Source organism: Polyangium jinanense, assembly GCF_028435265.1.
In the GTDB taxonomy this organism is placed as follows: Bacteria; Myxococcota_A; Polyangia; order Polyangiales; family Polyangiaceae; genus Polyangium; species Polyangium jinanense.
The window spans coordinates 403,220-425,899 of sequence record NZ_JAGTJK010000004.1 but is presented as its reverse complement, the minus strand read 5'-3'; the positions used below and the strand labels follow the sequence as shown (position 1 = coordinate 425,899).

At 68.4% G+C, this 22,680-nt stretch carries 18 protein-coding genes; 5 read left to right on the top strand and 13 right to left on the bottom strand.

What is annotated here, in order from left to right; translation table 11 throughout:
• Positions 1 to 30: 30 nt before the first annotated feature.
• Genes KEG38_RS12605 through KEG38_RS12595 form a run of 3 tightly spaced genes read left to right on the top strand, consistent with a single transcriptional unit; the run spans position 31 to position 2,578 of the window.
• Positions 31 to 657: an RNA polymerase sigma factor gene (locus tag KEG38_RS12605; protein ID WP_272419644.1), complete on the top strand. Its 627-nt coding sequence runs from the start codon at positions 31 to 33 to the stop codon at positions 655 to 657.
• Positions 654 to 1,670: an energy transducer TonB gene (locus tag KEG38_RS12600; protein WP_272419643.1), complete on the top strand. Its 1,017-nt coding sequence runs from the start codon at positions 654 to 656 to the stop codon at positions 1,668 to 1,670. The genes KEG38_RS12605 and KEG38_RS12600 overlap by 4 nt, the downstream gene beginning before the upstream one ends.
• A gap of 38 nt (positions 1,671 to 1,708) precedes the next feature.
• Positions 1,709 to 2,578, top strand: coding sequence for a hypothetical protein (locus KEG38_RS12595; protein WP_272419642.1), 870 nt, complete (start codon positions 1,709 to 1,711; stop codon positions 2,576 to 2,578).
• Positions 2,579 to 2,586: 8 nt separating this feature from the next.
• On the opposite strand, the gene KEG38_RS12590 is transcribed toward KEG38_RS12595, so the two are convergent.
• The 5 genes from KEG38_RS12590 to KEG38_RS12570 form a co-directional block, all read right to left on the bottom strand.
• A complete protein-coding gene (locus KEG38_RS12590; protein WP_272419641.1) occupies positions 2,587 to 3,444 on the bottom strand; it encodes a CvfB family protein in 858 nt (285 codons plus the stop codon).
• A 21-nt stretch (positions 3,445 to 3,465) separates the two neighbouring features.
• On the bottom strand, positions 3,466 to 4,521 hold the full coding sequence (locus tag KEG38_RS12585; RefSeq protein ID WP_272419640.1) for a hypothetical protein: 1,056 nt from the start codon (positions 4,519 to 4,521) through the stop codon (positions 3,466 to 3,468).
• 65 nt (positions 4,522 to 4,586) lie between these two features.
• Positions 4,587 to 5,588: an NAD-dependent epimerase/dehydratase family protein gene (locus KEG38_RS12580; protein ID WP_272419638.1), complete on the bottom strand. Its 1,002-nt coding sequence runs from the start codon at positions 5,586 to 5,588 to the stop codon at positions 4,587 to 4,589.
• Positions 5,585 to 10,321 carry an AMP-binding protein gene (locus KEG38_RS12575; protein ID WP_272419637.1) on the bottom strand — a complete coding sequence of 1,579 codons (4,737 nt, stop codon included), beginning with the start codon at positions 10,319 to 10,321 and terminating at the stop codon, positions 5,585 to 5,587. The genes KEG38_RS12580 and KEG38_RS12575 overlap by 4 nt, the downstream gene beginning before the upstream one ends.
• 163 nt (positions 10,322 to 10,484) lie before the next feature.
• Positions 10,485 to 12,695, bottom strand: a complete 2,211-nt coding sequence (locus tag KEG38_RS12570) for a prolyl oligopeptidase family serine peptidase (RefSeq protein WP_272419636.1) — start codon at positions 12,693 to 12,695, stop codon at positions 10,485 to 10,487.
• A 152-nt stretch (positions 12,696 to 12,847) separates the two neighbouring features.
• Here KEG38_RS12570 and KEG38_RS12565 point away from each other — a divergent pair, with 152 nt between their 5' ends.
• On the top strand, positions 12,848 to 14,149 hold the full coding sequence (locus KEG38_RS12565; RefSeq protein WP_272419634.1) for a cytochrome P450: 1,302 nt from the start codon (positions 12,848 to 12,850) through the stop codon (positions 14,147 to 14,149).
• Here the strand turns inward: KEG38_RS12565 and KEG38_RS12560 are convergent.
• The 5 genes from KEG38_RS12560 to KEG38_RS12540 all read right to left on the bottom strand — a co-directional run bounded on the left by KEG38_RS12560 (position 14,144) and on the right by KEG38_RS12540 (position 20,121).
• Positions 14,144 to 15,229, bottom strand: a complete 1,086-nt coding sequence (locus KEG38_RS12560; protein ID WP_272419633.1) for a 3-oxoacyl-ACP synthase III family protein — start codon at positions 15,227 to 15,229, stop codon at positions 14,144 to 14,146. The genes KEG38_RS12565 and KEG38_RS12560 overlap by 6 nt on opposite strands.
• Positions 15,226 to 16,920, bottom strand: a complete 1,695-nt coding sequence (locus KEG38_RS12555; protein ID WP_272419631.1) for a thiamine pyrophosphate-dependent enzyme — start codon at positions 16,918 to 16,920, stop codon at positions 15,226 to 15,228. The genes KEG38_RS12560 and KEG38_RS12555 overlap by 4 nt, the downstream gene beginning before the upstream one ends.
• Before the next feature lie 75 nt (positions 16,921 to 16,995).
• On the bottom strand, positions 16,996 to 17,415 hold the full coding sequence (locus tag KEG38_RS12550) for a hypothetical protein (protein WP_272419630.1): 420 nt from the start codon (positions 17,413 to 17,415) through the stop codon (positions 16,996 to 16,998).
• A gap of 12 nt (positions 17,416 to 17,427) precedes the next feature.
• A complete protein-coding gene (gene hutU, locus KEG38_RS12545; protein ID WP_272419629.1) occupies positions 17,428 to 19,107 on the bottom strand; it encodes a urocanate hydratase in 1,680 nt (559 codons plus the stop codon).
• A 45-nt stretch (positions 19,108 to 19,152) separates the two neighbouring features.
• Positions 19,153 to 20,121 carry a quinone oxidoreductase family protein gene (locus KEG38_RS12540; protein ID WP_272419628.1) on the bottom strand — a complete coding sequence of 323 codons (969 nt, stop codon included), beginning with the start codon at positions 20,119 to 20,121 and terminating at the stop codon, positions 19,153 to 19,155.
• A 105-nt stretch (positions 20,122 to 20,226) separates the two neighbouring features.
• Here KEG38_RS12540 and KEG38_RS12535 point away from each other — a divergent pair, with 105 nt between their 5' ends.
• Complete coding sequence (locus KEG38_RS12535; RefSeq protein ID WP_272419627.1) at positions 20,227 to 20,652, top strand: hypothetical protein; 426 nt, start codon at positions 20,227 to 20,229, stop codon at positions 20,650 to 20,652.
• Positions 20,653 to 20,723: 71 nt separating this feature from the next.
• On the opposite strand, the gene KEG38_RS12530 is transcribed toward KEG38_RS12535, so the two are convergent.
• The 3 genes from KEG38_RS12530 to KEG38_RS12520 are packed head-to-tail and all read right to left on the bottom strand — an operon-like array spanning position 20,724 to position 22,580.
• Entirely contained in the window at positions 20,724 to 21,038 is a 315-nt protein-coding gene (locus KEG38_RS12530) for a cupin domain-containing protein (RefSeq protein WP_272419626.1), read from the bottom strand.
• Positions 21,039 to 21,045: 7 nt separating this feature from the next.
• Positions 21,046 to 21,462, bottom strand: a complete 417-nt coding sequence (gene mce, locus KEG38_RS12525; RefSeq protein WP_272419625.1) for a methylmalonyl-CoA epimerase — start codon at positions 21,460 to 21,462, stop codon at positions 21,046 to 21,048.
• A 32-nt stretch (positions 21,463 to 21,494) separates the two neighbouring features.
• The gene (locus KEG38_RS12520; RefSeq protein ID WP_272419624.1) at positions 21,495 to 22,580 is read right to left on the bottom strand and encodes a MaoC family dehydratase; all 1,086 of its coding nucleotides are present in this window, start codon (positions 22,578 to 22,580) and stop codon (positions 21,495 to 21,497) included.
• Between the last annotated feature and the right edge of the window lie 100 nt (positions 22,581 to 22,680).

The window sequence follows — 22,680 nt, the reverse complement described above, 5'->3', positions numbered from 1 at the left end:
GGCCGTCGCCCATGGAGGGGAGGGCAACCGATGACACACGTGATCGCTGCGGGACGGGTCCACGGGTGGGGGGCGCTCGAAGAAACGCCTCGAAAACTCGGCCCGGACGAACGCGCCAAGGAGGCGCTCTCGTGCGGGGATCGCCGCGCTGCGCTCGTCATCCTCATGCAGGAGTACGGCGCCGCCATCCACCGGTATTGCCACAAGGTGCTCCGGAGCCGCCCCCTCGCCGACGACGTGCACCAGCTCGTCTTCATCCAGGCCTTCGAGGATCTCGACACGTTCTCCGGCTCGAACGGATTCCGCCCGTGGCTTTACGCCATCGCGAACCACCGATGCCTGGACGCCTTGAAGGCGAACCGAAGGTGGTTTTCCCGCTTCGTCTTCGGCGAGGAGCCGCCCGAAGAAATGGACGCATCGCCGTCGGCGGAAACGCAGGTGGCCGCGCGTGACCTGCCCGGGGCGCTCGAAGCTTGTCTCGGCAAACTCAAGCCGCACGTGCGCATCGCCGTCGTGCTCCGTTATCAGGAAGGTTTTTCGTACGAGGAGATGTCGCGCATCTGCCACGAAAGGCCCGCCACGCTCCAGGCGCGCGTCGCCCGCGCCATGCCCTTGCTCCGTCATTGCCTCGAGAACAAAGGGGTCGATCCGCGATGAACACCATGGCTCTCTGCGACCGCTTCGAGCGTGATGGAATCCTCCAGATCGAGCGGGGACAGCCGCTCGACCCGCATTTCGACGATTGCACCGTCTGCACGACCGCGCGTCGCAAATACGAGCGTATCCTCGCGGCGCTGCCCCACGCCGAGCCCGAAGTGCAGCCGCCGATCGGGTGGCAGGCGCGCGTGCTCCGCGCGAGCGACACGCGGGAGAACCCGGCCCGGCAGAAGGCGCCCGCGTCGCGCCCGATCGCGCCGGAGATCGCCTTTTCCTTCGGCGTCGCGGCGCTCGTCATCGCGGGCGGCCTCGGCGTGGGCCGCCGCGACGTGGCCGTGGACGTGACGGGCGAGCCCGTCGTCGAGCCGAAGGTCACGGTGCTCGAAAACGCGCCGGACACCGTTTTGCCCACGCCCGAGCTCCCCGCGCCCGAATCCCGCGCGCTCGCCGTGCCGACGGGCGACGGGAACGAGAACGCGGAGCCTCCGCGCGCGCCGAAGCCCGTCGCGCCCGCGCCGCCGAAGGCGCCGTCGCGGCAAGAAGAGCCCGCTCCGTCGCCCGCGCCCGAAACGCGCGCCGAGCCCGAGACACGCACCGAGGTAAAGGCGCCTTCCCCGAAGCCTGCACCGAACGTCGCGCCGGCCCCGACGCCGAACCCTGCGCGCAGCAGCTACGTCCCGAAGATCGTTCGTCCTGCCAAGCTCAACGGGTTCGATTTGAAGTACCCGCGAATGGCCCTGCTGGCGCGCGTCCAGGGGGAGGTCAGCGTGCAGTGCACGATCCGCTCGGACGGGAGGAACACGAACTGCAGGATCCTGCGGGGCTTGCCTTTCCTGGACGAGGCGATCCTCCAGGCCTTGAGCGCGAGCCGATCCGATCCGATCACGGTCGACGGCAGGCCCGTCGACAACAGCGATCACATCTGGCTCATCTCGATCGTCCTCCGGGACCCTCCCGATCCAGTGACCAACTCCCGCGGCATGCCCATCGTGCGCTTCAAGACCGGCATTTGACGCCCCACGCGCTCCCGAAGCGCGATACCATGGGCGCCATGTCCCTGCGCCTCCTCCTCGCCGTGATCCCCTTCGCCGCCGCCTGCACGGGCGGCTCGTCCGAGCCCGTCAAAACGCCCGAGGCCGGCACGGGCAAGGACACGACGACCGACGCGCCCGCGGGCGCCCGGGTCGCCGCGAATAGCCCCCTCGCGGGCAAGGACGAGCGGTTCGGCACGGTCCGCGCGTTCGCGGGCGACGATCCCGGAAAGACCGTGGCCATTTCGGGAAAACGCGCCTGGACCGTGGGCCCGGGCGAATCCTGGACCATCAGCCTCTACGAATTCGTGCGCGCCGACGGCACGAAAAACGTCTTCAAAAGCCCCACGGGCGAGCCCGATTTCGCGATCCCCGGCGCGTATACGCTCCCCGCGGCGCCGGCGCGCGGCCTCGCGAAGGGCGCGTTGGTGCTCGTACCCGTGGAGCAGTCGACCGCGTGTGGTCGTGTCCTCAGCGCCTCCGAGACCGAAATCAAGGTCGCGCACCTCTTCGACACGAAGAGGACCGAAAAAGCATGGCAACCCGACCAGGTCTTGCCGCTCGATGGCAAACTCGCGTTCGCCGCGCCCGTGGCTTACAAGCAGCAGCCCGATGCGAAGGCCTGGACGCTCGGCACGCTCGTCTACACGGACGGCACGACGGCCTGGCTCCAGGGCGCGACGCGGGTGCCTGCCGCCCAGGTAAAGCCGCTCGACGTCGTCCGCGCATACAAGGCCGGGGACAAGGTTTTTGCGGTTCCCGTGGATTCGGATACCTTCGTGGCCGCGACCGTCACGAAGATCGTCGATGATGGCCTTCAGTACGAGATCAAAACGCAGGACGGCGCGACCAAGCTCGCCGATGTCTGCGCCGTGACCCCGTCGCTCTGACGCTGCCGCTAACGCCGGTTTGGCACGATGAACCCTTGCGGGTCGAGCGAGACCACACGTTGCTTCAAGAGGTGCCCGATGGCCCGCTTGAAGGCCTTCTTGCTGAGCTGAAACAGCGATCGGATCTGGTCCGGGCTCGACCGATCGCCGACACGCGGCGCGCCCGGACGCTCGATCACCGCGAGCACGCGCGCCGCGTCGTTTTCGATTTCCTCGTGCGCGTGCCCGCGGAGCGAAAGCTCGACCTTGCCGTCGGGCAGGATGTTCGCCACGCGGAAACGCGCCGCTTCCCCGCGCGAGAGTCGATGCGGCTCGTATGCCGGGACCAACCCGACGACTCGCCGTTCCAGAATGACGAACAATCCGATGTCGGGGTCGTTCCGCCACGCCTCCCCGTCGATCCATTCGTCGAGATCGTAATCCCCCTGGTCCCGCAAAAGCTCGCTCACGCGCATCGTCCCGGCGAGCCGCCCCCGATCGTCGAGAAACAAACCAATCGGGTGCCGCTCGCCCACGTGCACGTCGCGCGTCTGCTCGGCGTACGGAACGAGCAGCTCCTTTGGCAGGCCCCAATCGAAGAACGCGCCGTACCGATTGACGTCCGTCACCTTCAGGAAGGCGACCTCGTCGAGCGTGACCTTCGGCGTGCGTAACGTCGCGACGGGCCGCCCTTCCGAATCGAGGTAGACGAAAACGTCGAGCTCGTCCCCCTCTTTCGTGCCCTCGGGGACCTCGCCCCGCGGCAGCAGCACGACCTCGGCATTCGGGCGCAGGTCCCTCGAATCGACGGCGAGAAACGCGCCCGGCGGCCCCAGGCGCCGCACGGGCAGGTTCACGAATCGGCCGAGGAGATCGTCGTAGGGCATGCGGTTCGTCGCGAACGGCCTTTACTTGGCCGGCTTCGCCTCCTTCGGGAGCGGCGCCACGGTGCCGAGGTCCCATTCCTCTTTGAACGGCTGGCCGTCCTTGAAGGTCAGCTCATACGCGAGGCCACCTTCGATCACCTTTTTGACCTTGCAGTCCCCCGAACGCGGGTTGTCCTCGGTGAGGCAAGGCGCGCCCACCGCGAGGGGCTTCGAGACGTCGATGGGCCTCATGTTCGACGTCTTGACCTTGTGCACCCTCCGTCCCTCGCGCTCCCCGTATCCATTGCCGAACTGCGTATCGATCTCGACCCAGGCGTCTTCGCCGCTCACCACGAAGACCTGCGCGGGATACCACGTCTCGGTGTCCGGACCGCCCTCGAAGTGCACCATCGCATAACTCCCCATGCCGAGCGGCGCCTCGAACGCGAGCACCTCCTCCAGCGGGAGCTTTTCCTTCCGCAGCTTCTTCATGAACCAGAGCGCGCACGTCGCCGATTTCGCGTCCACGGCCTCGATACGCCCGACCAAGTGGCTTTGCCCGAAATTGCAAATCGCGAACGCGCCCTTCTTGAGCCCCTTCGGCGCCACCGCGGGCCGCGCGAGCGCCGCCGGCACCGCGTACTTGTTCCCTCGCTCCTCGTAGACGACCTCGTTCGCGTCGGCCCGAAGGACGGTGACGAGCTTGAGCCGGACCGCGGCGAACGAATCCTGCGTGCTCCCCAGGCTGCCCATGTTGGGCGCGACGACCCACGCCTTCGGCGTCGTGATGGCCGCGGCCGTCTTCGGCCCATCCCAGAGCGCCCAGCGGCGAATCCCATCGGGGCCGTCCGCATCGTGGACGAGCCCCTTGGGCTTCGCGGGCTCGGCCGGGGCGGCGGGCTTGGCCTCGGGTTTGGCCTCGGGAGCCGCGGTCGGCGTCGCCGTCGGAGCGGCCGAGGGAGCATCACTCGGCGTGGTCGAGGTGTCCTTCACCGGGTCCGCCGGGGGCGGGTTTTCCACGGAGGAGCCGCCACAGGCGGCAACCGTGAGGGCGAGGGTCGCGACAAACGTGGGGGAAACGAGCTTGGCGTAGGACATCTCGCCCGCGGACCCTAGTCGAGGGCAGCGCGCATCGCAATGCCTCCCGAGCGGCCGTCCTCGACCTACACCTTCGGCCAGACGACCCCGCGCGCGCGCAGATCCGCCACCGTATCGGAGAGCGTCTCGATCGCATCCCGCGGCGAGAAACCGAGCTCCCGCGCCGCCTTCTTCGCGTCGAGGTACCAGTAATGCTGGCTCATCTCCGCGCTCACCCGGTCGAGCGGGCTCTCCGTGTTCATCCGCTTGGCGATCCGCTCCATGATCTCGGCGCCCGCTTGCGCCAAGAGCAGGCTCTTCGGCGCCTTCATGGTCGGCCCCTTCACGCCCGTCACGCGCTCGAGCATCCCGAAAAACACCTCGAACGTCAGGTTTTTCGCGCCAAGCAGATATTTTTCGCCCGCCCGGCCCTTCTCCATGGCCGCCAACATCGTCACGGCCACGTCCCGCGCGTCCACGAACGAAAGGCCGCCGCTCGGGATCATCGGCACGCGCTTCTCCATGAACTTCACGACGTCGCCGGTCGACGAGGCGAGCACGTCCCCGGGGCCGAGCAGGAGCGAGGGATTGACCGACACGACCTCGAACCCGGCGCCATTCCGATCGAGCGCCGCCTTCTCGGCATAAAGCTTCGACCGGTAATACGGCCAGCGCGCGATCACGTCCTGCGGCGGCAAGGCCGTCTCGTCGATGACCTTGGCCTCACGGCTCACGGCGATCGTGCCGCTCGTGCTCGCCAGGACGACACGCCGCACGCCCGCGGCCCGCGCCGCGTCGAGCGTGATCTTCGTGCCCTCGACGTGCACCCGGAAGAGCGCCTCCGCGTCCTCCGGCCGCCGCGAGACCCGGCCCGCGCAATGGAAGAGGCCTTCGCAGCCCTCGGCCGCGCGCTTGACGCTCTCCGCGTCGAGCACGTCGCCGCGCGCCACCGAAAAACCCTCTTTTCCGGCGAAGTCCGCAGGGTCCTTGCGGCAAAGCGCCACCACCTGGTGACCGCCCGAGAGCAGCACCGAGACGAGGTGACGTCCGAGAAACCCCGTAGCACCCGTGACGAGATAGCGGCTCATACGAGATCGAATACCTTCTGGAAGGTCAAGAGCAGGGAGATGTCGTTCGATTTCACGGCGCCCGACATGAACTCCATCGGGCTCGGCGTGTAGGCCTCACGCACGATCTTGAGGAAGATCTCGGGCGACGTCTTGAGCACGCAATCGGCCGCGGCGCCCTCGGGCTTGCCCATCTTCGCCTCGCACTTGCTCGGCTCGACGCGCAGCGTCCACTTCGCCTCGTTTTCGTTGCCGAGCGTGAAGTAATACGTGACCGGCGCCGTCACGCGGCCCGGGACGAACTTCGTCTCGAGGTCGCGGAACAGGATGACGAGCGGGTGTTCCTGCTTCGGCGCCGCCTCCTCGATCCGATCGATCTGCCGGATGTCGAGCACCTTGCCCTCCTTGAGGAGGACCACCGCCTGCCGCGTCAATTCCGCGACCTTGCGGCACGCCACGGTCGTCTTCATGCCGGCCGTGAGGCGCTTGAGCTCGCGCACTTCGAGCGGCGGGCCGATTCGCGCCACGAGATCGCGCTTCTTCAGGAAATTCGCGCCCTTGGGCAACGCCTCGTAGGTTCCGCCCAGCCAAACCGGAAGGATGTCCACCTCGTGGTGCAGCGCGAGGTGGCCGATCGCCGCGCCAAACTCGTGAATCTGGCCGTCGGTGCTGCGCGTGCCCTCCGGGAAGATCAGGATCGTGTTGCCCTGATCGATCAGATCCCCCGCCTGGCGGAGCGCCTGCCGGAGCCCGCCCTTGCGATCGAAGGGCGCGAGGTTCGTCAGGTTCTCGAAATACGCGCGGCGCCATTTCCCCGACTCGAAGAAATAGTCCTGCGCCGCGAGCGAGACGAGCTCGTCGCCGTACGCGCCGAGGGCGTACTTGACGAACCCCATGTCGAGGTGGCTCGCGTGGTTCGAGGCGACGATCGTGTTCCGGTTGTGCGGGATGTAGGCCCTTCCGTAGACCTTGGGGTGCATCACCCGGTCGTAGAAGTTCATCTGGGCCTTGCCGAGGAGCTGCTTGGCCATGTCGGCGAACGGCTTCGGGAGCTTGATCGGCTCGTCCTCGCCCTCCTCGACCTTCGCGAGCTCGACCTCGTGCGCCGCCTCGCCGCCGATCTCGACGACGAGCGCCTCCACGTCGCCCACCGTGTCGCAACGCGAGAGCCGGTCGGTGTCGATCGCCCGGCCCGTCTGCGCTTCGAGCGCGGCCGCGAGCTCCATCGCCATGAGCGAGTCGAACCGGAGATCCCCCCGGAGGTTCATCCCCGGCGTGAGATCGGCCGACTTCTTGTTCGCGATCGTAGCAATCGCATGCCGCGCCGACGCGCTCGTCGCTTGCCCGCCCTCGCCCGCGGGCATCGCCGACGCGCTCGCGAGCTTCGCGAGCACGCTCTTCACCTCGCTCCGCTTGACCTTGCGGGTCGCGGTGCGCGGCAGGTCGTGATCCCAGAGGTGCACGACCGACGGCTGCGCGACCTTCGGCAACTTCTGGAACGCCTCGCGCAGCGCCTTCATCGCCTTCTCGTGGCGCTCGGCGCGGGAAGGACGCTTCTCGCCCTCCGCGGGCTCGCCTTCGTCGCGCTCCGGAACGGCGAGGCACGCGACGCGCTCGCCGCCCTGTCCATCGTCGATGCCCACGATCGCGATCTCGCGGACGTGCGGCGTGCCGCCGAGGATGTTCTCGACGTCGTCCGGGTACACGTTCTCGCCGCTCGCCGTGACGATGACGTCCTTCTTGCGGCCGACGATGACGAGGCGGCCCTTCTTGTCGAGCTTGCCGAGATCGCCCGTGTGCAGCCACCCGCCTTCGTCGATCGCAGCGCTCGTGGCCTCCTCGTTGCCCGCGTAGCCGAGCATCACGTTGGGACCGCGCGCGAGCACCTCGCCAACGCCGCCCGCGTCGGGTTTGTCGATCTTGATCTCGACGTTCGGGATGGGCTTGCCGACCGTGCCCGGCTTCAGGCTCGGCGAGGCCTTGGCCACGGTGAGCACGGGCGCCGCCTCGGTCAAACCGTACCCCTCGCTGAGCGGCAAACCGAGGCCGCGGAAGACGTTCGCCGTGTCCTTGGGAAGCGCAGCGCCGCCCGAGATCAGGAAACGAACGTTGCCACCGAGCGCCTTGTGCACCGTGCCGAAGAAGAGGCGGCCGAGGTTCAAGCCGGCCTTCTCGCCGAGCAAACGGTTGAGCTCGAGGGCCCAGTCGAAGGCCGCCGCGGCCGCGGGACCCTGCTCCTTCACGCGCGAGGTCACGCGGCGCTCGAGCATCTGCCAGAGCGCGGGCACGCCGACCATCGCCGTGATGCGACCCTCCTTGAGGCCCTTCGAGACACGCTCGCCGCTGAGCTCGCCGATGTAGATGATGCGCGTGCCACGCGAGATCGGAAGGAGGAGCCCACACGTGAACTCGAACGTGTGGTGCAGCGGCAAGACGCTCAGGATGCGGTCGTGCTGCGCGAGCGGGAAGATCGGCGCGAGCGAGGCGAGCAGCGCCGTGAAGTTGTCATGCGAGAGCATGACGCCCTTCGGATCGCCCGTCGTGCCGCTCGTGTAGATGATGCTCGCGATGTCCTCGCCCTTGACCGTGACCTCGGGCGCCGGGAGTTTTTCGTGCGCATCGGGGTCCGCGAAACTCGCGAGATCGTAGACGCGGAGCTCGGGGAACGAGGTGCGTGCGCCCTTGCCACCCTTGCCCTCGACGACCGGATCCCAGAGCGCGACGCGCGCTCCCGACGAACGGATGATGTTCGCGAGCTGGCGCTCCTCCAGCGCAGGATCGACGGGCACCGCGACCGCGCCGGCCCGCAGGATGCCGAAGTACGCGACGGGCCACGCAGGCTGGTTTTCGCCCGTGAGCAGCACACGATCGCCCGGGCGAACCCCGACCGCCGCGAGGCGCGCGGCCGTGGCGAGCATGCCGTCCCGGAGCTCGCGGAACGTGGTGCGCGTGAGGCCCTCGTCCGTGAGGAGCTGCAGCGCGACGGCATGGTCGTGCCGCTCGGCCATCTCCTCGATGAGGTCGATGAGGTGGTCGTACTTGCGCAGGGCCTTGAGCTGTTTGTTCTGCTTCTCGTCGATGAGCGGGAAGACCCACTTTTCGAGGCCCGGGATGTGGATCTCCCACATGAACCAGCGCCAATCGAGCTTCTCGGGCTCCCAGTAGAACTTCGCGCGCTCGTCCTCGGGCATGCGCGCCATCGCCGCGCGCGTGTTCGCGCAGGAGAACACCCAGTCCGCCTCCGCGACGAACGGGAGGAAGATGTCCATCACGCCGGCCATCTTCTCCTCGGCCTTCGCCGCGCTGAGGAGCATGTCCGACGCAGGCTTGAGCAAAGGCCGCACCGGCCCGCCCGCGAGCTTGCCGAGCACGCCGCCGAGCGTGTTCATCGCCTTCGCGATCTGGTGCGAGCCGTGCTGCTCGTATTGCTTCTTCGTGAGGCCGACGGGCTCGAAGTACGCCTTGACCCAGTCGAAGAGCGCGCTCCGCTTGCCCTCGTACGCGAGCTTGCGCTTGTAGAGGCCCATGAGCTCGTAGTACCGCGTCATGCGGCAGCCGTTCGTGTCCGTCGTGCCGTACTGGTAGACGACCGCGGCCTTGCCTTCGAGCAGCTCGCAGAGCGAGGCGATCATGCCGCTCGTGACCATGTCGCAGGGGATGATGTCGAGGTGGACCCGGTGGTCGCCGGGGATCTGCACCTGGCCCTGCATGGCCATGTAGATGAACGGCGCGCTCGTGTTGATGCCCTCGTTCCAGCCGGGGAACGGATACACGCACGAGGACTCGATGACGGCCGGACGAACGATCGTGTAGGGCACGCCGCTCGCCGCGAGGACCTGCTCGCCGATGCTCTTCGTGTACGTGTAGATGTTCGTCCAGCCCCAGAAATGCGCGCGCTCGGTGCCGGCTTCGATGAGCTGGTTCTCGATGAAGCGGCGCTTCACCTTGGCGAGCTCGGCATCGAGCGCCGTGCCGCGGCAAGGCTCGCCGCGCTCCTGCAGGTTCTCCTTGGCCTCGTCGAGGAACGCGCTCTGCCGGAACGCGTCCTCACAGCGGTGCCGCGCTTGCTTGACGAGGTCGAGGCACTCGTCGATCTCGCGCTGCGGATCCCAGTGCGAGCGATCGAGCGTGCGCTCGGCGATGCCCGCGCCGAACCAGGTCTCGCCCTCGGCACGCGGGAACGGCACCTCGCGCGGATCGACCTCCTCGATGAGGCCGGAGCGATACCCGGCGACGTAACACGTGCTCGTGTGCAGGACCGGCGCCCCGAGGCGTCGAGCGAGCGAGACGAGGTTCGTCACGCCGAACGCGTTGACCTCGAGCGCCTCGTCGAGCGGCGGGTTGAAGTCGACGACACCCGCGACGTTGACGACCGCGTCGATCGTGCCGTCGATGCGCGCGAGCAGGTCCTTGTCGAGGCCACACTCGTGATGGACGATGTCGCCGGCGATCGCGGTGATCTTCGAGGCGATCCACGTCTCGAACTCGGCGCCCGGGTGCGCCTCGCGGATCGGGTCGAAGGAGGCGGAGGTGGCGATCTGCGACCAGAACCGCTCCTCGGCGGACTGGCCCGCCTTGGGCCGGACGAGCAGGTAGAGATGGCCGATCTCGGGGAAGCGATGCAGGAGCATCGAGACCCAGACCTTGCCGAGGAAGCCCGTCCCGCCGACGACCACCAGCCGCTTGCCGGAGAGGACGCGCGAAGGGAGCAGCGGGGTGGATGTAGCGGCTCCGTTCATCTCCGTCTCGCTCATGGAATTCGCCTCGTTCCCCCCCGTGAGAGGGAGAGGATTTCGGGTCCTTGGCCGATCAAGTCAAGCTCGACGTGGCGCGAAGATGGATTCGCAGCCGATCCGCACCACGATCAACGCTTGGGGCTTCGGGTCGCCTGACGGCGCCCTGTGCCCCAAACCCCCATCACGGCTTCTTGATGCCGAGCACGTGAAATAGAAATGTGTAGACGTCCACGGCCTCGAGCACCGCGTGGTCGAGCGGTGTACCGACGCCGCGACCCGTGTCGCCGCTCGAACGCAGGAGGATCGGCGCCTTGGCGCCCGTCGCCGCGAGCAGGCGTGCGGCCATCTTGCGGGCGTGTGAAGGATCGCCGCGCGGGTCGTTTTCACCGGTGAGCAGGAGCGTCGCCGGGTAGGGCTTGCCGTCCTCGACGCGGTGGTACGGCGAGTAGCCGTAGAGCGCCTTGAACTGCTTCTCGTCGGCGATCGAGCCGTACTCGGGGACGTCGTAGGCGCCGTTCGGGGTGCCTTCGAGCCGGAGCATGTCGTAGATGCCGCCGCGCGCGACGACGGCGCGGAACATGTCGGGCCGCTGCGTGAGCGCCGCGCCCATGAGCAGCGGCGCCTGCGGGGCGCCGAGGAGGGCGAGCTTGTCGCTCTTCGTCACTTTGAGCTCGAACAATCGCTCGGCGCAGGCGAAGAAATCGTCGAACACGGTCTGCTTCTGCGTGAGCATGCCGGCCTTGTGCCAGCCGTCGCCGCCCTCGCCGCCGCCGCGCAGGTTCGCCACCGCGACGATGCCGCCGACGTCGAGCCAGGCGCGCCGCGTGGGGTCGTAGTCCGGCGCGACGACCACGCCGAAGCCGCCCTGGCCCGTGAGGATCGTGGGGTTCTGCCCGTCGAACTTCGCGTCCTTCCTGCGCAGGATGCTGAGCGGGATCTTCGTGCCGTCCTTCGACGTGCACGTCTCGCGCACCACGGTCGCGTCGCTGAAATCGGCCGTCGCGGGCTGAGCCATCGCGGTCTTCTCGACCTTGCCGCTCGACGCGCGGAAGCGATACCAGGCCGAGGCCTCGGTAAAACTCTCGTTCTCGAAGTAGAGGTCGTCGTCCTGCAGCAAGACGACCTCGTGCACCCCGGAGACGGGCAGGATCGGCACGACGCCGCCCGGCTTTCCTTTGATGTCGAACCAGCGCATCTCGGTGGGCCCGCCTGCGCTCGAGCGCACGTAGATCCGCTGCAGCGTGGGCAGCACGTCGCGGAGCACCGACTCGCCCTCGGGCACGACGACCGTGGCCTTCGCGAGCTGGGGCTTCCACGCCGAGGTGCGCAGGAGCTTGCCGCGCGGCGCGTCCTTCTTCGAGATGATGTAGAGGTCGCCGTCAGGCCCCGCGACCATGCGCTCGACCTCGTCGACCGCGTCCGCGACCTTGGTAAAACCCCCGCCCTGGCGGAAGACGTGGTGCTCTTTCGGCCCGCCGTAGCCGCTCTCGATTTGCGCCGTGACGAATTTGCCGTCGCCGCTCGTCTCGAGGTCGATCTGCGCGAGGCGCGGCAGTTTGTCGATGGCCGGCGCGTCGTCCTTCACCGGCGTGTAGAGCTTGTGGAAATAGACCTTCTGGTAAAACCCTCGGTCCTCGGGTTTGCCCTCGCCCTCGGCGGGATAACGCGTGTAGAAAAATCCGGTGCCGCCGGCATTCCAGGCAATGCTCTTGCCCTTGTATCGGCCGGCGCCCTGCGGGACGACCTCGGCGATCTCGCGGCCCGAGCCCACGTCGAAGACGCGGATCGAGCCGCCTTCGCTGCCGCCCTTCGACAGCGAGACCGCGATCTTCCCGCCGTCGGGCGAGGCGACGTAATAATCGATCGAGGTATTGCCCGAGGGGTCGATCGTGGTCGGGTCGACGAGGACCTTCTCGGCGTTCGGCTTGTCGACGGGCGTGAGCGTGACCAGGAACGGCTGCTGCTTCGGCGGCCGCCAGCGCATCGAGAAGAGGACGTTGCCCTTGTGCTGGAGCGCGTAAAACGCGGGCGAGCCGTATTCGACGAACTTGCGCACGCTCGTGTAGAGCGCCTGACGGCCCGGCAGGATGTCCAGGAAGGCCCGCGTCCGCCGGTTGTGGTCGCCGACCCAGCTCTTGACATCGGTGCTCGTGCCGTCCTCGAGCCACTGGTAATCGTCGGCAACGCTCTCGCCGTGATATTCCTTGAACACGGCCTTTTTGGGCGTGGGCGGGGGCGGGTCGAGCGTGGGGCCGGGCGCCTCGACGGACGCGGAGGCCGACGTGGAAGGGCCGGCCTTGTCCTTCGGGCCGGTGACCGGCGAGGTGCCGGGGCAGGCGGTGAGGAGGAGCGCGAGGGGCGCGAGCGCCGCAAACGAACGGACCAAGGTCATGTCGGCGGCGAGGTTACGACGGACGAGGCGATCTGTCAGGTGTCGATGTGCGCATACCGCAGCCTCGGGTTGCGCGACGGGGCGCGCGCCGTAAGGACGAGAGGCTCGCCGACCTTTTCTCGCCCTTGCCCGTCTACGCCCACGAGAGCCCTATGCTGCCCCCCGGCCCCGGTTCACGCACGTGGAATACTTGGAGCTACATCACCGATCCGGTCACGGCGCTTTCGCGCTGGCGTGATCGGTACGGCGATACCTTCACGCTGCGGGATTGGTCGGCGACCACGGTCGTCACGAGTGATCCGGCGCTCGTGAAGGCGATCTTCGCGGTGCGCGACGTGGGCGTGTTCGGGGCCGTGGCGCCCGAGAGCTTCGACGTGATCCTCGGGCGGCGATCGCTCCTGCTCCTGTCGGGGCCGGAGCACCAGGCCGAGCGCAAGCTCTTGCTCGGTCCGCTCTGTCGGGCCGCGCTGCCGGCGTGGCTCGGGGCGATCGCGGATGCGACGCGCGGCGCGTTCACAGGGCTCGCAAAGGGACAAACCTTCGTCGCGCTCGAACGCATGCGGGAGGTGACGCTCGCGAGCATCTCGCAGATCCTGTTCGGGCCCGACGATCCGAAAGAGCCCGCGCTGCGCCGCGCGACGCTCGACATGATGGTTCACGTGCGGCCGAGCTTCCTCGTGGCGCGGGCGCTGCAAATCGAGGGCTTCGGCCGCACGCGCTTCGGTCGCTTCATGGCGGCCTCGCGGGCCTTCGACCGGCTGCTGTACGCCCGGATCGCCGAGGGACGAGCGCGCGGCGAGCAGGATGGAAGTCTCCTCGCGCTCTTGCTCGCGGCGTATCCGGAAGGCCAAGCGGGCGACGAGGCGATCCGCGACGAGCTACGCACGTTGCTCGTCGGAGGCCACGAGACGACGTCGTCGGTGCTCGCGTGGGCGCTCTACTATCTGCATCGGGATCCCGCGCTCCTCGCGCGCGCGCAGGCCGAGATCGACGCGATCGCCGAGACGGAGGGGCTCCTGCGCGCGCCCTTGCTCGACGCGATCATCGACGAGGTGATGCGGATCAGGCCGCCGGCGGGCCAGTGCTTCCGGATGCTCGTCGAGCCGCTCGATCTCGGGCCGCTTCGCGTGCCCGCGGGGGTGCTCGTTTCCCCTGCGATCAGCACGATCCACCACCGCGAGGACCTGTGGCCGGAGCCTTCGCGCTTCGATCCAGCGCGTTTTTCGAACGGCTCGCGGCCGAGCCCCTTCGTGTACCTCCCGTTTGGCGGAGGCAGTCATCGTTGCATCGGCGCGAGCCTCTCCAAAGTCGAGAGCGCGATCATCCTCGGGACGATCCTGCGCGAATATCGCCTCGGGCTCGACGAGACGCGCGAGCCCGCGTGGCGGCGCGAGGGAATCGCGCTGTGCCCGAGCCCCGGCGTGCGAATGCACGTAGAAGGGCGGCGCTCATAACTCGACGCTCCGGAGCCCGACCTCCCCGATCCGGAACACCACGGCCGAGGCCGTGCTGACGCTGCCCACGGAAAACCCGAGCACGACGTCCCCGGGCCGGATCCGCTTCTCCGCGAGCGCCGTGTGCAAATTGTTCGGCCAGAGCGTCGGGCCGCAATTCGCATAACGCGGATAGGTATCGACGGTGCGATCCATGCCGAGCCCGAGGGCGGTGGCGCAGAACTCCGCATACCAGGCCGTGGGCGTGTTGCAGATCAGGAAATCCACGTCCTTCAATTCGAGCTTCGCCTCGCGGAGCGCGCCGTCGACACAGGTGCGGAGGTAGCTCTCGGACGCGTCGCGAATGCTCTTGCCGGCGATGTGCTTGTTCGCCTGAATTTGCAGCGCCGGGGCGCCGCCGAGGATCGTCAACTCGTACGCGAATGCGCCGCAGGTCTCGGTCGTGGGCACGGTATGCGCCCCGAGCACGCCCATGCCGGCCGGGGCCGGCTCGACCACGAAGGCCGCGGCGCCGTCGCCGAGAAACCAGGAAAACGAGTCGGCCTGGTCGACGTCGCGGGTGTACGTGCAGCAGACGATGACGAGGATCCGGCGATAACGGCCGGCACGAATCAGATCGCTGGCCAGGTGAAACCCGACGAGCGCCGACGAGCAAGCGGTCTCGAAGCTGATGGCGGGGGCCCGCAGCCCGAGGTCGCGGACCACGTACGCGGCGTCGCCGACCACGTGGCTATCGGGCCGCAGGGCGTGAACCAGAAGGAGATCGACGCTCGCGGGATCGATCGCGCCGGCTTCCAGGGCCGCACGTGCGGCCGCGCGTTCGAGGTCCTGCGCGCGCATGTCCGCGGGCATGACCCGGCGCTCGACCGTGCCGCGGAATGGATCGGCGAGGTATCGAGCGATCGCGCGATCGTAATGGCTCGGCTGCGTGTCCTCGAAATCGGCCCAGACCTTGGCCAGGGTGGCCTCGCGAGCGTTCGTGATCAGCGCCGGATAATGCTCCTCCCACCAGTCGTTCGTCCGGATCTGCCGGGGAAATGCGACGCCGAGGGCGGTGATCGTGCCGGAAGGGTTCGTCATTTGGAGGAGATTCCTTGCGTCTGGTGGTCGATGCTGCGCAGGCGGTCGCCGAAGGGCGCCGGTTCGTCGAGGTCGATGGGCACGTCGAGCACGAACGGGCCGCGGGCCCGCATCGCCATATCGAGCGCTTCGAAAGCTTGCGTCTCGTCCCGCACGCGGACGCCCTCGGCGCCGAGGGAACGGGCAAGCAGGGCGAAGTCGACCTCGGGGAAATCGACCTCCGGCCTTGCATGGCCGAGCGCGCGGAGGCCTTGATCGACCATGCCGTACCGCGCGTCGTTGAGCACGATCCAGGTCACCTCGGCGCCGAGCTTCGCGGCCGTGTTGATTTCGTTCTGCATGAGGAAGGCGCCGTCGCCGACCACCGCGACGGCCCGCTTTCGCGTCGCGAGCGCCGCGCCGATAGCCCCGGCGCTGATGTGTCCCATCGGGCAGAACAGGCCGGACTGGCGATATCGATGCGGCGATGCGAAACGCAGATATCGGGTGGTCCAGGCAAACGCATTGCCCGCCTCGGCCAGGAGCACGCCGGGCGAGCCTTCGATCACCCGATCTTGCAAGCATTGCATGAGATATTGCGGGCGAACCCGCGCGGGCGTCTCGCGTGGATCGAGGCGTGGCGGTCTGGATCGAGGCACAGGAAAAACCCTGCGCGGGCGGGCGTCGATGCGAGCGAGTAGCGCGCGCAAAAATCCCCCAATCTCCGCCTGCACGGCGAGTGTATCGGCCTGGGGAAATGCGCTGCCCGGCACGTCGGGATCGAGGTCGATGTGAATCAATCCGCGCGGGGGAATCAATCCTTCCAGAAAAGCCGTGCTGAACTCGCTGAGCCGGGATCCGAGCACCAGCGTGCGATGGACGTGGCTCGCCTTCAGGCGCTCCACGAGATCGGGATCGCTGCCAACCGCGCCGCTGACCCCGAGGTAATGCGCGTCCTCCTCGGAGACGATCCCCTTGCCGCGCGGCGTGGAGATCACCGGCGCGCCGGTGCGCGCGACGAGCTCCCGCACCTCGGCGGCGGCATGACGCGCTCCATGACCGACCCACAAGGCAAAGGGCTCGCGCAAGCATTCCAGCACCCGCGTCACGATCGCCTCGTTCGCCGCGACATCCGCGGCGGGGACGGTGAGCGGCACGCGCGGAGCTTGTTTGGCCTGCAAAGCAAGGGGCATGGCGACATGGGCGACGAACCCACGCCGGCGCGCAAATCCACGCGCGAGGGTCCGCATCACGCGCGGCAACTCGGCCTCGTGCTCGAGCGCGACGGCATGATCGAAGAGCGTGGAAGGCGTGTAAAGGTCGCCCGGCAACGTCTGCGTATTGCTCTCCTGCAAGGCAAAACGCCCCCGGAGCTCGCCGCCCGTCGCGCCCGACACGAGCAGGATCTTCGCCCCTTCCCAGCGGGCCGTGACCACGCCGGTGATCGCATTCGTGAGCCCCGGGCCGGTCGTCGTGAACGCAATCGCCGGCGCGTCGGTCAAAAGGGAGGCCTCGATCGCCGCATACACCGCGCCGCTCTCGTGACGGCAATGGACGACCTCGAGCGATGACCGCATCAGCGCGCCGTAAAAAGGAACCAGCGCGCCGCCGGCCACGCCGAACGCGAATTGCGCCCCGAGGAGCCGCAGCCCTTCGATCAGCTCGTCAGAAACCGTCGTGACCAGAGGAGCGTCAGGGTGCGGTCGCGCCATCGATGCATCCACACGACGAGCTCACCCGCGATCCCTTCGTCGTGCGGTACCTCGGGGCTCCGTTCCGGGCGGAGATTACGACAAACCGGAGGATCTGTCAGGTCCGGATGGCGCCCCGCACGCGACGCACCCCTGGGCGCGCAGCCACGCCCGGGCGCTCGGCTCGTCGTCGAAAAATGCAAGGTCGAACCCGGTCCGCGCGAGCACGCGCGCAGCGGTCGCGACGAGCTGCGCGAGCACGCGGGAGCCGAAACTCGCGCCAACCACGGCGTTGACGAGGCGAGGGATGCCGCGCATCGCCTCGATGAACGCCTTCCGGCTCGTCGCGCTCATCGCGATCTCGCCCTCGATGAGGCTGAGAATGAAGGCGGTCCCGCCCCGGGTCTGCGCCTTCATGGCCGCGCCGAAGGCCTCCGCATCCGCGGGGAAGATCTCACGGCGGATGCGAAGGATCAGGAGATCCGGCGTTTCTACGTCGATGTCATGCCCCCCCACCCTCACGACGACCTAGCCTTTCATCCGGTGCGGCACCCGGACGCCCTTTTCCTCGGCGACGTGCACAGCCGTCTCGTATCCCGCATCCGCGTGGCGAATCACGCCCATGCCCGGATCGATCGTCAAGACCCGTTCGAGCCGCCGCGCCGCCGCGTCCGTTCCATCCGCGACGATGACCATCCCCGCGTGCAACGAATTGCCGATGCCCACGCCGCCGCCGTGATGGAAGCTCACCCAGGACGCGCCGCCCGCCGTGTTCGCGAGCGCGTTCAAAATCGCCCAGTCCGCAATCGCGTCCGAGCCGTCCTTCATGGCCTCCGTCTCGCGGAACGGGCTCGCCACCGACCCGCAATCGAGGTGGTCACGGCCGATCACGATCGGCGCTTTCACTTTGCCCTGACGAACCAGCTCGTTGAACACGAGGCCGACCTTCGCGCGATCGCCATACCCGAGCCAGCAGATGCGCGCGGGCAACCCCTGGAACTTCACGCGCTCCCCGGCGAGCTTGATCCACCGCGCGAGGTCCGGGTCGTTCGGCACGGCTTCGAGCACCGCGCGGTCCGTGGCGAGGATGTCCTCCGGATCGCCCGAGAGCGCGACCCAGCGGAACGGGCCCTTGCCCTGGCAAAAGAGCTCGCGGATGTACGCCGGCACGAAGCCCGGGATGTCAAAGGCGCGCTCGCAACCGGCCTCCTGCGCACACGTCCGGATGTTGTTGCCGTAGTCGAAGACCTCCGAACCGCATTGCGCCATTTCCAGCATGGCCTCGACTTCGAGCCGCATGGAGCGCTTCGCCCGCGTCACGTACTCCTTCGGGTTCGAGGCCCGGAGCGCGGCCGCCTCCGCGAGCGAGAGGCCCTCGGGGATGTAACCGATGAGCGGATCGTGCGCGGCCGTCTGCTCGGTGACGAGGTCCGGCACCACGCCACGCCGCACGAGCTCGGGGAAGATGTCGGCCGCGTTCCCGCAGATCGCGATCGAGGTGGGCTGGTTCTTCTCGACGGCCGCCTCGATCGCGGCGAGCGCCTTTCCGAGGTCGTCGATGCGCTGATCGACGTAACGCGTCTCCAGGCGGCGCTCGATGCGGTGCGGATCGATCTCGACCGCGAGGCAGGACATGCCGGCCATCGTCGCGGCGAGCGGCTGCGCGCCGCCCATGCCGCCGAGCCCCGCCGTGAGCACCCAGCGCCCGCCCGGGCGGCCCGAACGCGCCTCGTGCGCCTTGCGTGCCGCGACGAACGTCTCGTACGTGCCCTGCAAAATGCCCTGCGTGCCGATGTAGATCCACGAGCCCGCCGTCATCTGGCCGTACATCGTGAGGCCGAGCTGCTCGAGCTTGCGGAACTCGTCCCAGTTCGCCCAGCGACCGACGAGGTTACTGTTCGCGATGAGCACGCGCGGCGCGTCCGGGTGCGTGCGGAACCGGCCCACGGCCTTGCCCGACTGCACGAGCAAGGTTTCATCGTCCGCGAGATCCTGGAGCTCGCGGACGATGACGTCGAACGCCTCCCACGAACGCGCGGCCTTGCCCGTGCCGCCGTAGACGACGAGATCGTCCGGCCGCTCGGCGACCTCGGCGTCGAGGTTGTTGTGGAGCATGCGCAGCGCGGCCTCCTGCACCCAGCCCTTGCAAGAAAGGGTGGAACCGCGGGGCGCGCGGACGGGACGGGGACCAGATTGGCGGGTCGACATGCTCCCGCTTTACCACGACAGCCGGAGAATGGGTGCGGCGAGGCGCTACGGGATCAGGAGGAGCTTGCCCGTCGTCTCCCGGCCTTCGAGGCGGCGGTGGGCCTCGGCGGCGTCCGCGAGCGGGAGCTCGGCGTGGATGCGGACGGAAAGCGCGCCCTCGGCGATCCGCGCGAAGAGCTGCGCGGCGCGGGCGGCGAGTTCCTCGCGCGTGGCCGTGTAGTCGGCGAGGCCCGGTCGCGTCAGGAAGACCGAGCCCGCCGCCGAGAGGCGCTGCGGATCCAAGGGCGCGACGGGGCCGCTCGATTGACCGTACAGCACGAGCATGCCGCGGCGCTTGAGGGCCCCGAGGCTGCGATCGAAGGTGTCTTTCCCGACGGAGTCGTACACGACATCGACGCCCGCGCCGTCCGTGTGGCGCCGGGCCTCGGCGGCGAAATCGACCTCGCGGTAAAGGATCACCTCGTCGGCGCCCGCCGCGCGCGCGAGGGCCGCCTTCTCGGCCGTCGAGACCGTGCCGAACACGAATGCGCCCGCGTGATCGGCGAGCTGGCACAGAAGCAGGCCCACGCCGCCCGCGGCCGCGTGCACGATGCACGTATCGCCCGGGCCGAGCGGGTACGTCGAGGTGGCGAGGTAATGCGCGGTCATGCCTTGCAGCATCACGGCCGCGGCCGTCTTCGTATCGACGCCCTCGGGCACGACGACGAGCTTGTCGACGGACGCGATCACGTGGCTCGCGTACGAGCCGGGCACGGAGGCCCAGGCGACGCGCTGGCCGGGCGCGATCGACGTGACCTCGGGGCCCACCGCCTCGACCACGCCGGCGCCTTCGAGGCCGAGGCGCCCAGGCAGGGCCATCTTGTAGAGACCGGTGCGCTGATAGACGTCGATGTAGTTCACGCCCGCGGCTTCGACGCGAACGAGGGCCTGACCGGGGCCCGGTGTGGGAGTGTCGAACTCGGCGAGGGAGAGAGCCTCCCGACCGCCCGGCGTGGAAACGGCGATGGCGCGCATACAGCGCAATTCGCCGAGGTGGCCCCGAGCGTCAAGAGCTCATGGGTGGACGGGAACGAGCGGCCGCGTTCCAAAGCCGATCGGATTCTGCTATTGCGGGGAGCCATGGCCCTCGATCGCCCGACCCCCGTGAGCTTCCATGCCCCGCTGGTCCTCGCCGTGGGCCTGCCCCCCGACACCTTTTCGCGGGCGGGCGTGGTGCTCGGGCCCTCCGGCGTGGCCCTCCGGGAGTCGAACCTGCTCGATCTGCGCAGCGACTCGGCGAAGTATCGGCCGCTCGTGCTGCTCGTGGACGCCGAGCTCTACGACTTCGACCCCGAGGCATTCGACATGGTGGCGAAGGACGTGGGCGCGAAGCTCGGGGTCGCGGGCAGCCCGCGCGAGGCCGAGGTCACGCTCGGGCAGCTCATCGCCGCCGTCACCCGAAAGAGCGTGTTCCCGCCGCCGCCGAGCAGCGCGGACGCGGCGACCGACAAGTGGGATTTTTCCGAGGTCGTCGCCGCCGTGTCTGCCGCCGAGGGGCGCGAGTAGCAGAGACAATCGTAGCAAGGGACAAACGTGGTTCGTCCGGGCAATGCGATCGGCCCGACGAACCGCGCCTGTCACTTCTTGTCGCGGAACATCGTCACGAGCAGCACGAGCGCGGGTTTGCCCTCGACCTCGTGCACGACGTGGGCGTCGAGCGGCACGACGACGCCCGGCGACATCGGGACGACCTCCTCGCCCACGCGGAGCTCGCCCTGGCCTTCGAGGCAATGGATGGTGATCGGGTGGATCGCGTGGTGCGCCGCGAGCACCGCGCCCTCGCGCAGCGCGATGAGCACGAGCTTGCGGCGCTCGTCGGAAAGGACGGTGCGGACCTCGCGCTCGCCCTCGCCGCGGAGCGCATCCTTGAGCTGGATCGGCGTGATCGTCATCGTTCGCTCATCCATGCGACGGTTCGGGCTCGACGAGCTCGACGAGCACGCCGCCCGTCGCGCGCGGGTGCAGGAACGCCACCTTGTGGCCCCGCGCGCCGACACGCGGGGTCTCGTCGATGAGCGGGACGTGGAGCGATTTCAGGAGCGCGAGCGCAGCTTCGATGCCTTCGACCTCCACGGCGATGTGGTGCAGGCCGGGGCCTTTTTTCTCGAGGAACTTCTGCAGCCCCTCGTTGCCCTTGGGCTCGATCAGCTCGACGTTGCTTTCGCCCACGGGCAGGAGCACGACTTCGGTCTTCTGCGAGGAGACGAGCTCCCGCACGCCGGGCTCGAGGCCGAGCGCCTGTTGCCACTTCACGAGCGCGTGATCAATGTTGTCGACGGCGATGGCGACGTGATCGATGCGCTTGATCTTGATCATGTTGCTCTCCGGACCGGTGGGATGAATGCAATTCACGTGCGACGCCGCACGAGGAGCGTGCGGGTGATCTCGACGGCCTTCTCGGGCACACGGCCGGCCGTCTTGCCGAGCTCGGGCGTGAACAGGTCCGCCCCCCTTTCGAGCAGGACCCGCGCCGGCGTGTTCTTGAGCCCGATCACACGCAGGACCACGATCCCAGCATCTTTGCCGCGCTCTTCCTTGGCGACGACCGACGACGCGGCATAAAGCGTGTCGCCGGCGAGCACGCCGCTCGGATGCGCGCCGTCGTCGAGCCCGAGGTCCCAGACGGCGTTGCCCGCGGTGTCGCGGCTCGACAGCGAGAGCACCCAGGCGAGCACGAGGCCGCCGAAGACGACACGCGTCTTCGCGAACGAGCTCTTCTGGCAATACCGTTCGTCGACGTGCATCGGATGCGAGTTCCGGAAGAGCGTCGTGAGCTGCATGTGCTCGGCCTCGCTCACGGTGCGCCCGGCCTCGTGCGCGTAGACGTCGCCGACCTCGAAATCGTCCCAGAACGTGGGAAACGCGGCGCGGCGCGGGGGCGAGAGGTCCCCGAGGAGCGAGGCCGGCGCGCGGGGCATGGGCGCGGCGGGGCGCTCGTCGACCGGGCTTTGCGGCAAGGCCGCGGCCCGCCCCGAGACGTTGCCCACACGCACGAGCACTTTGCGTTCGAACGAGCAAACGACCTCGCCGTCCTGGTTCGAGACTTCGGTGCGCACGTGCACCACGCCCTTGTCGCCGGTCGAGACGGGACGCGTGCCGATGACCCGCGACGCGGCGACCACGGTATCGCCCGGGTAACACGCGTTCGGGAAGCGCACGTCCATGTATGCGAGGTGGGCGATCGCCTGCTCGCTCACGTCGTGCACGCTGAACGACAGGCCGAGGTTCAGGAGCAAGAGCGGGTGGACGGGCCTGTCGCGAAGGCCGAGCTCCCGCGCGGCGCGCCGGCTCGCGTAGGTCGGGTTCGCGTCCTGGAACGAGGCGGCGAAGAAGGCGAGCATGCCCTCGTCGACCGTCACTTCCCAGGGATGGGCGTAGATCGCCCCGGGAACGAAATCGTCGAAGAGCCTACCGTAGCGGATCGTGTGGATCATTCGGAAAGTTCGCGGCGCCGAGGACGGACGCGAGCATGGCACGAGTCGGGAGCGGATGCGAAGGCAGAGCGCGCTCTGCCGCTTGCTTGACGTCCGGCGG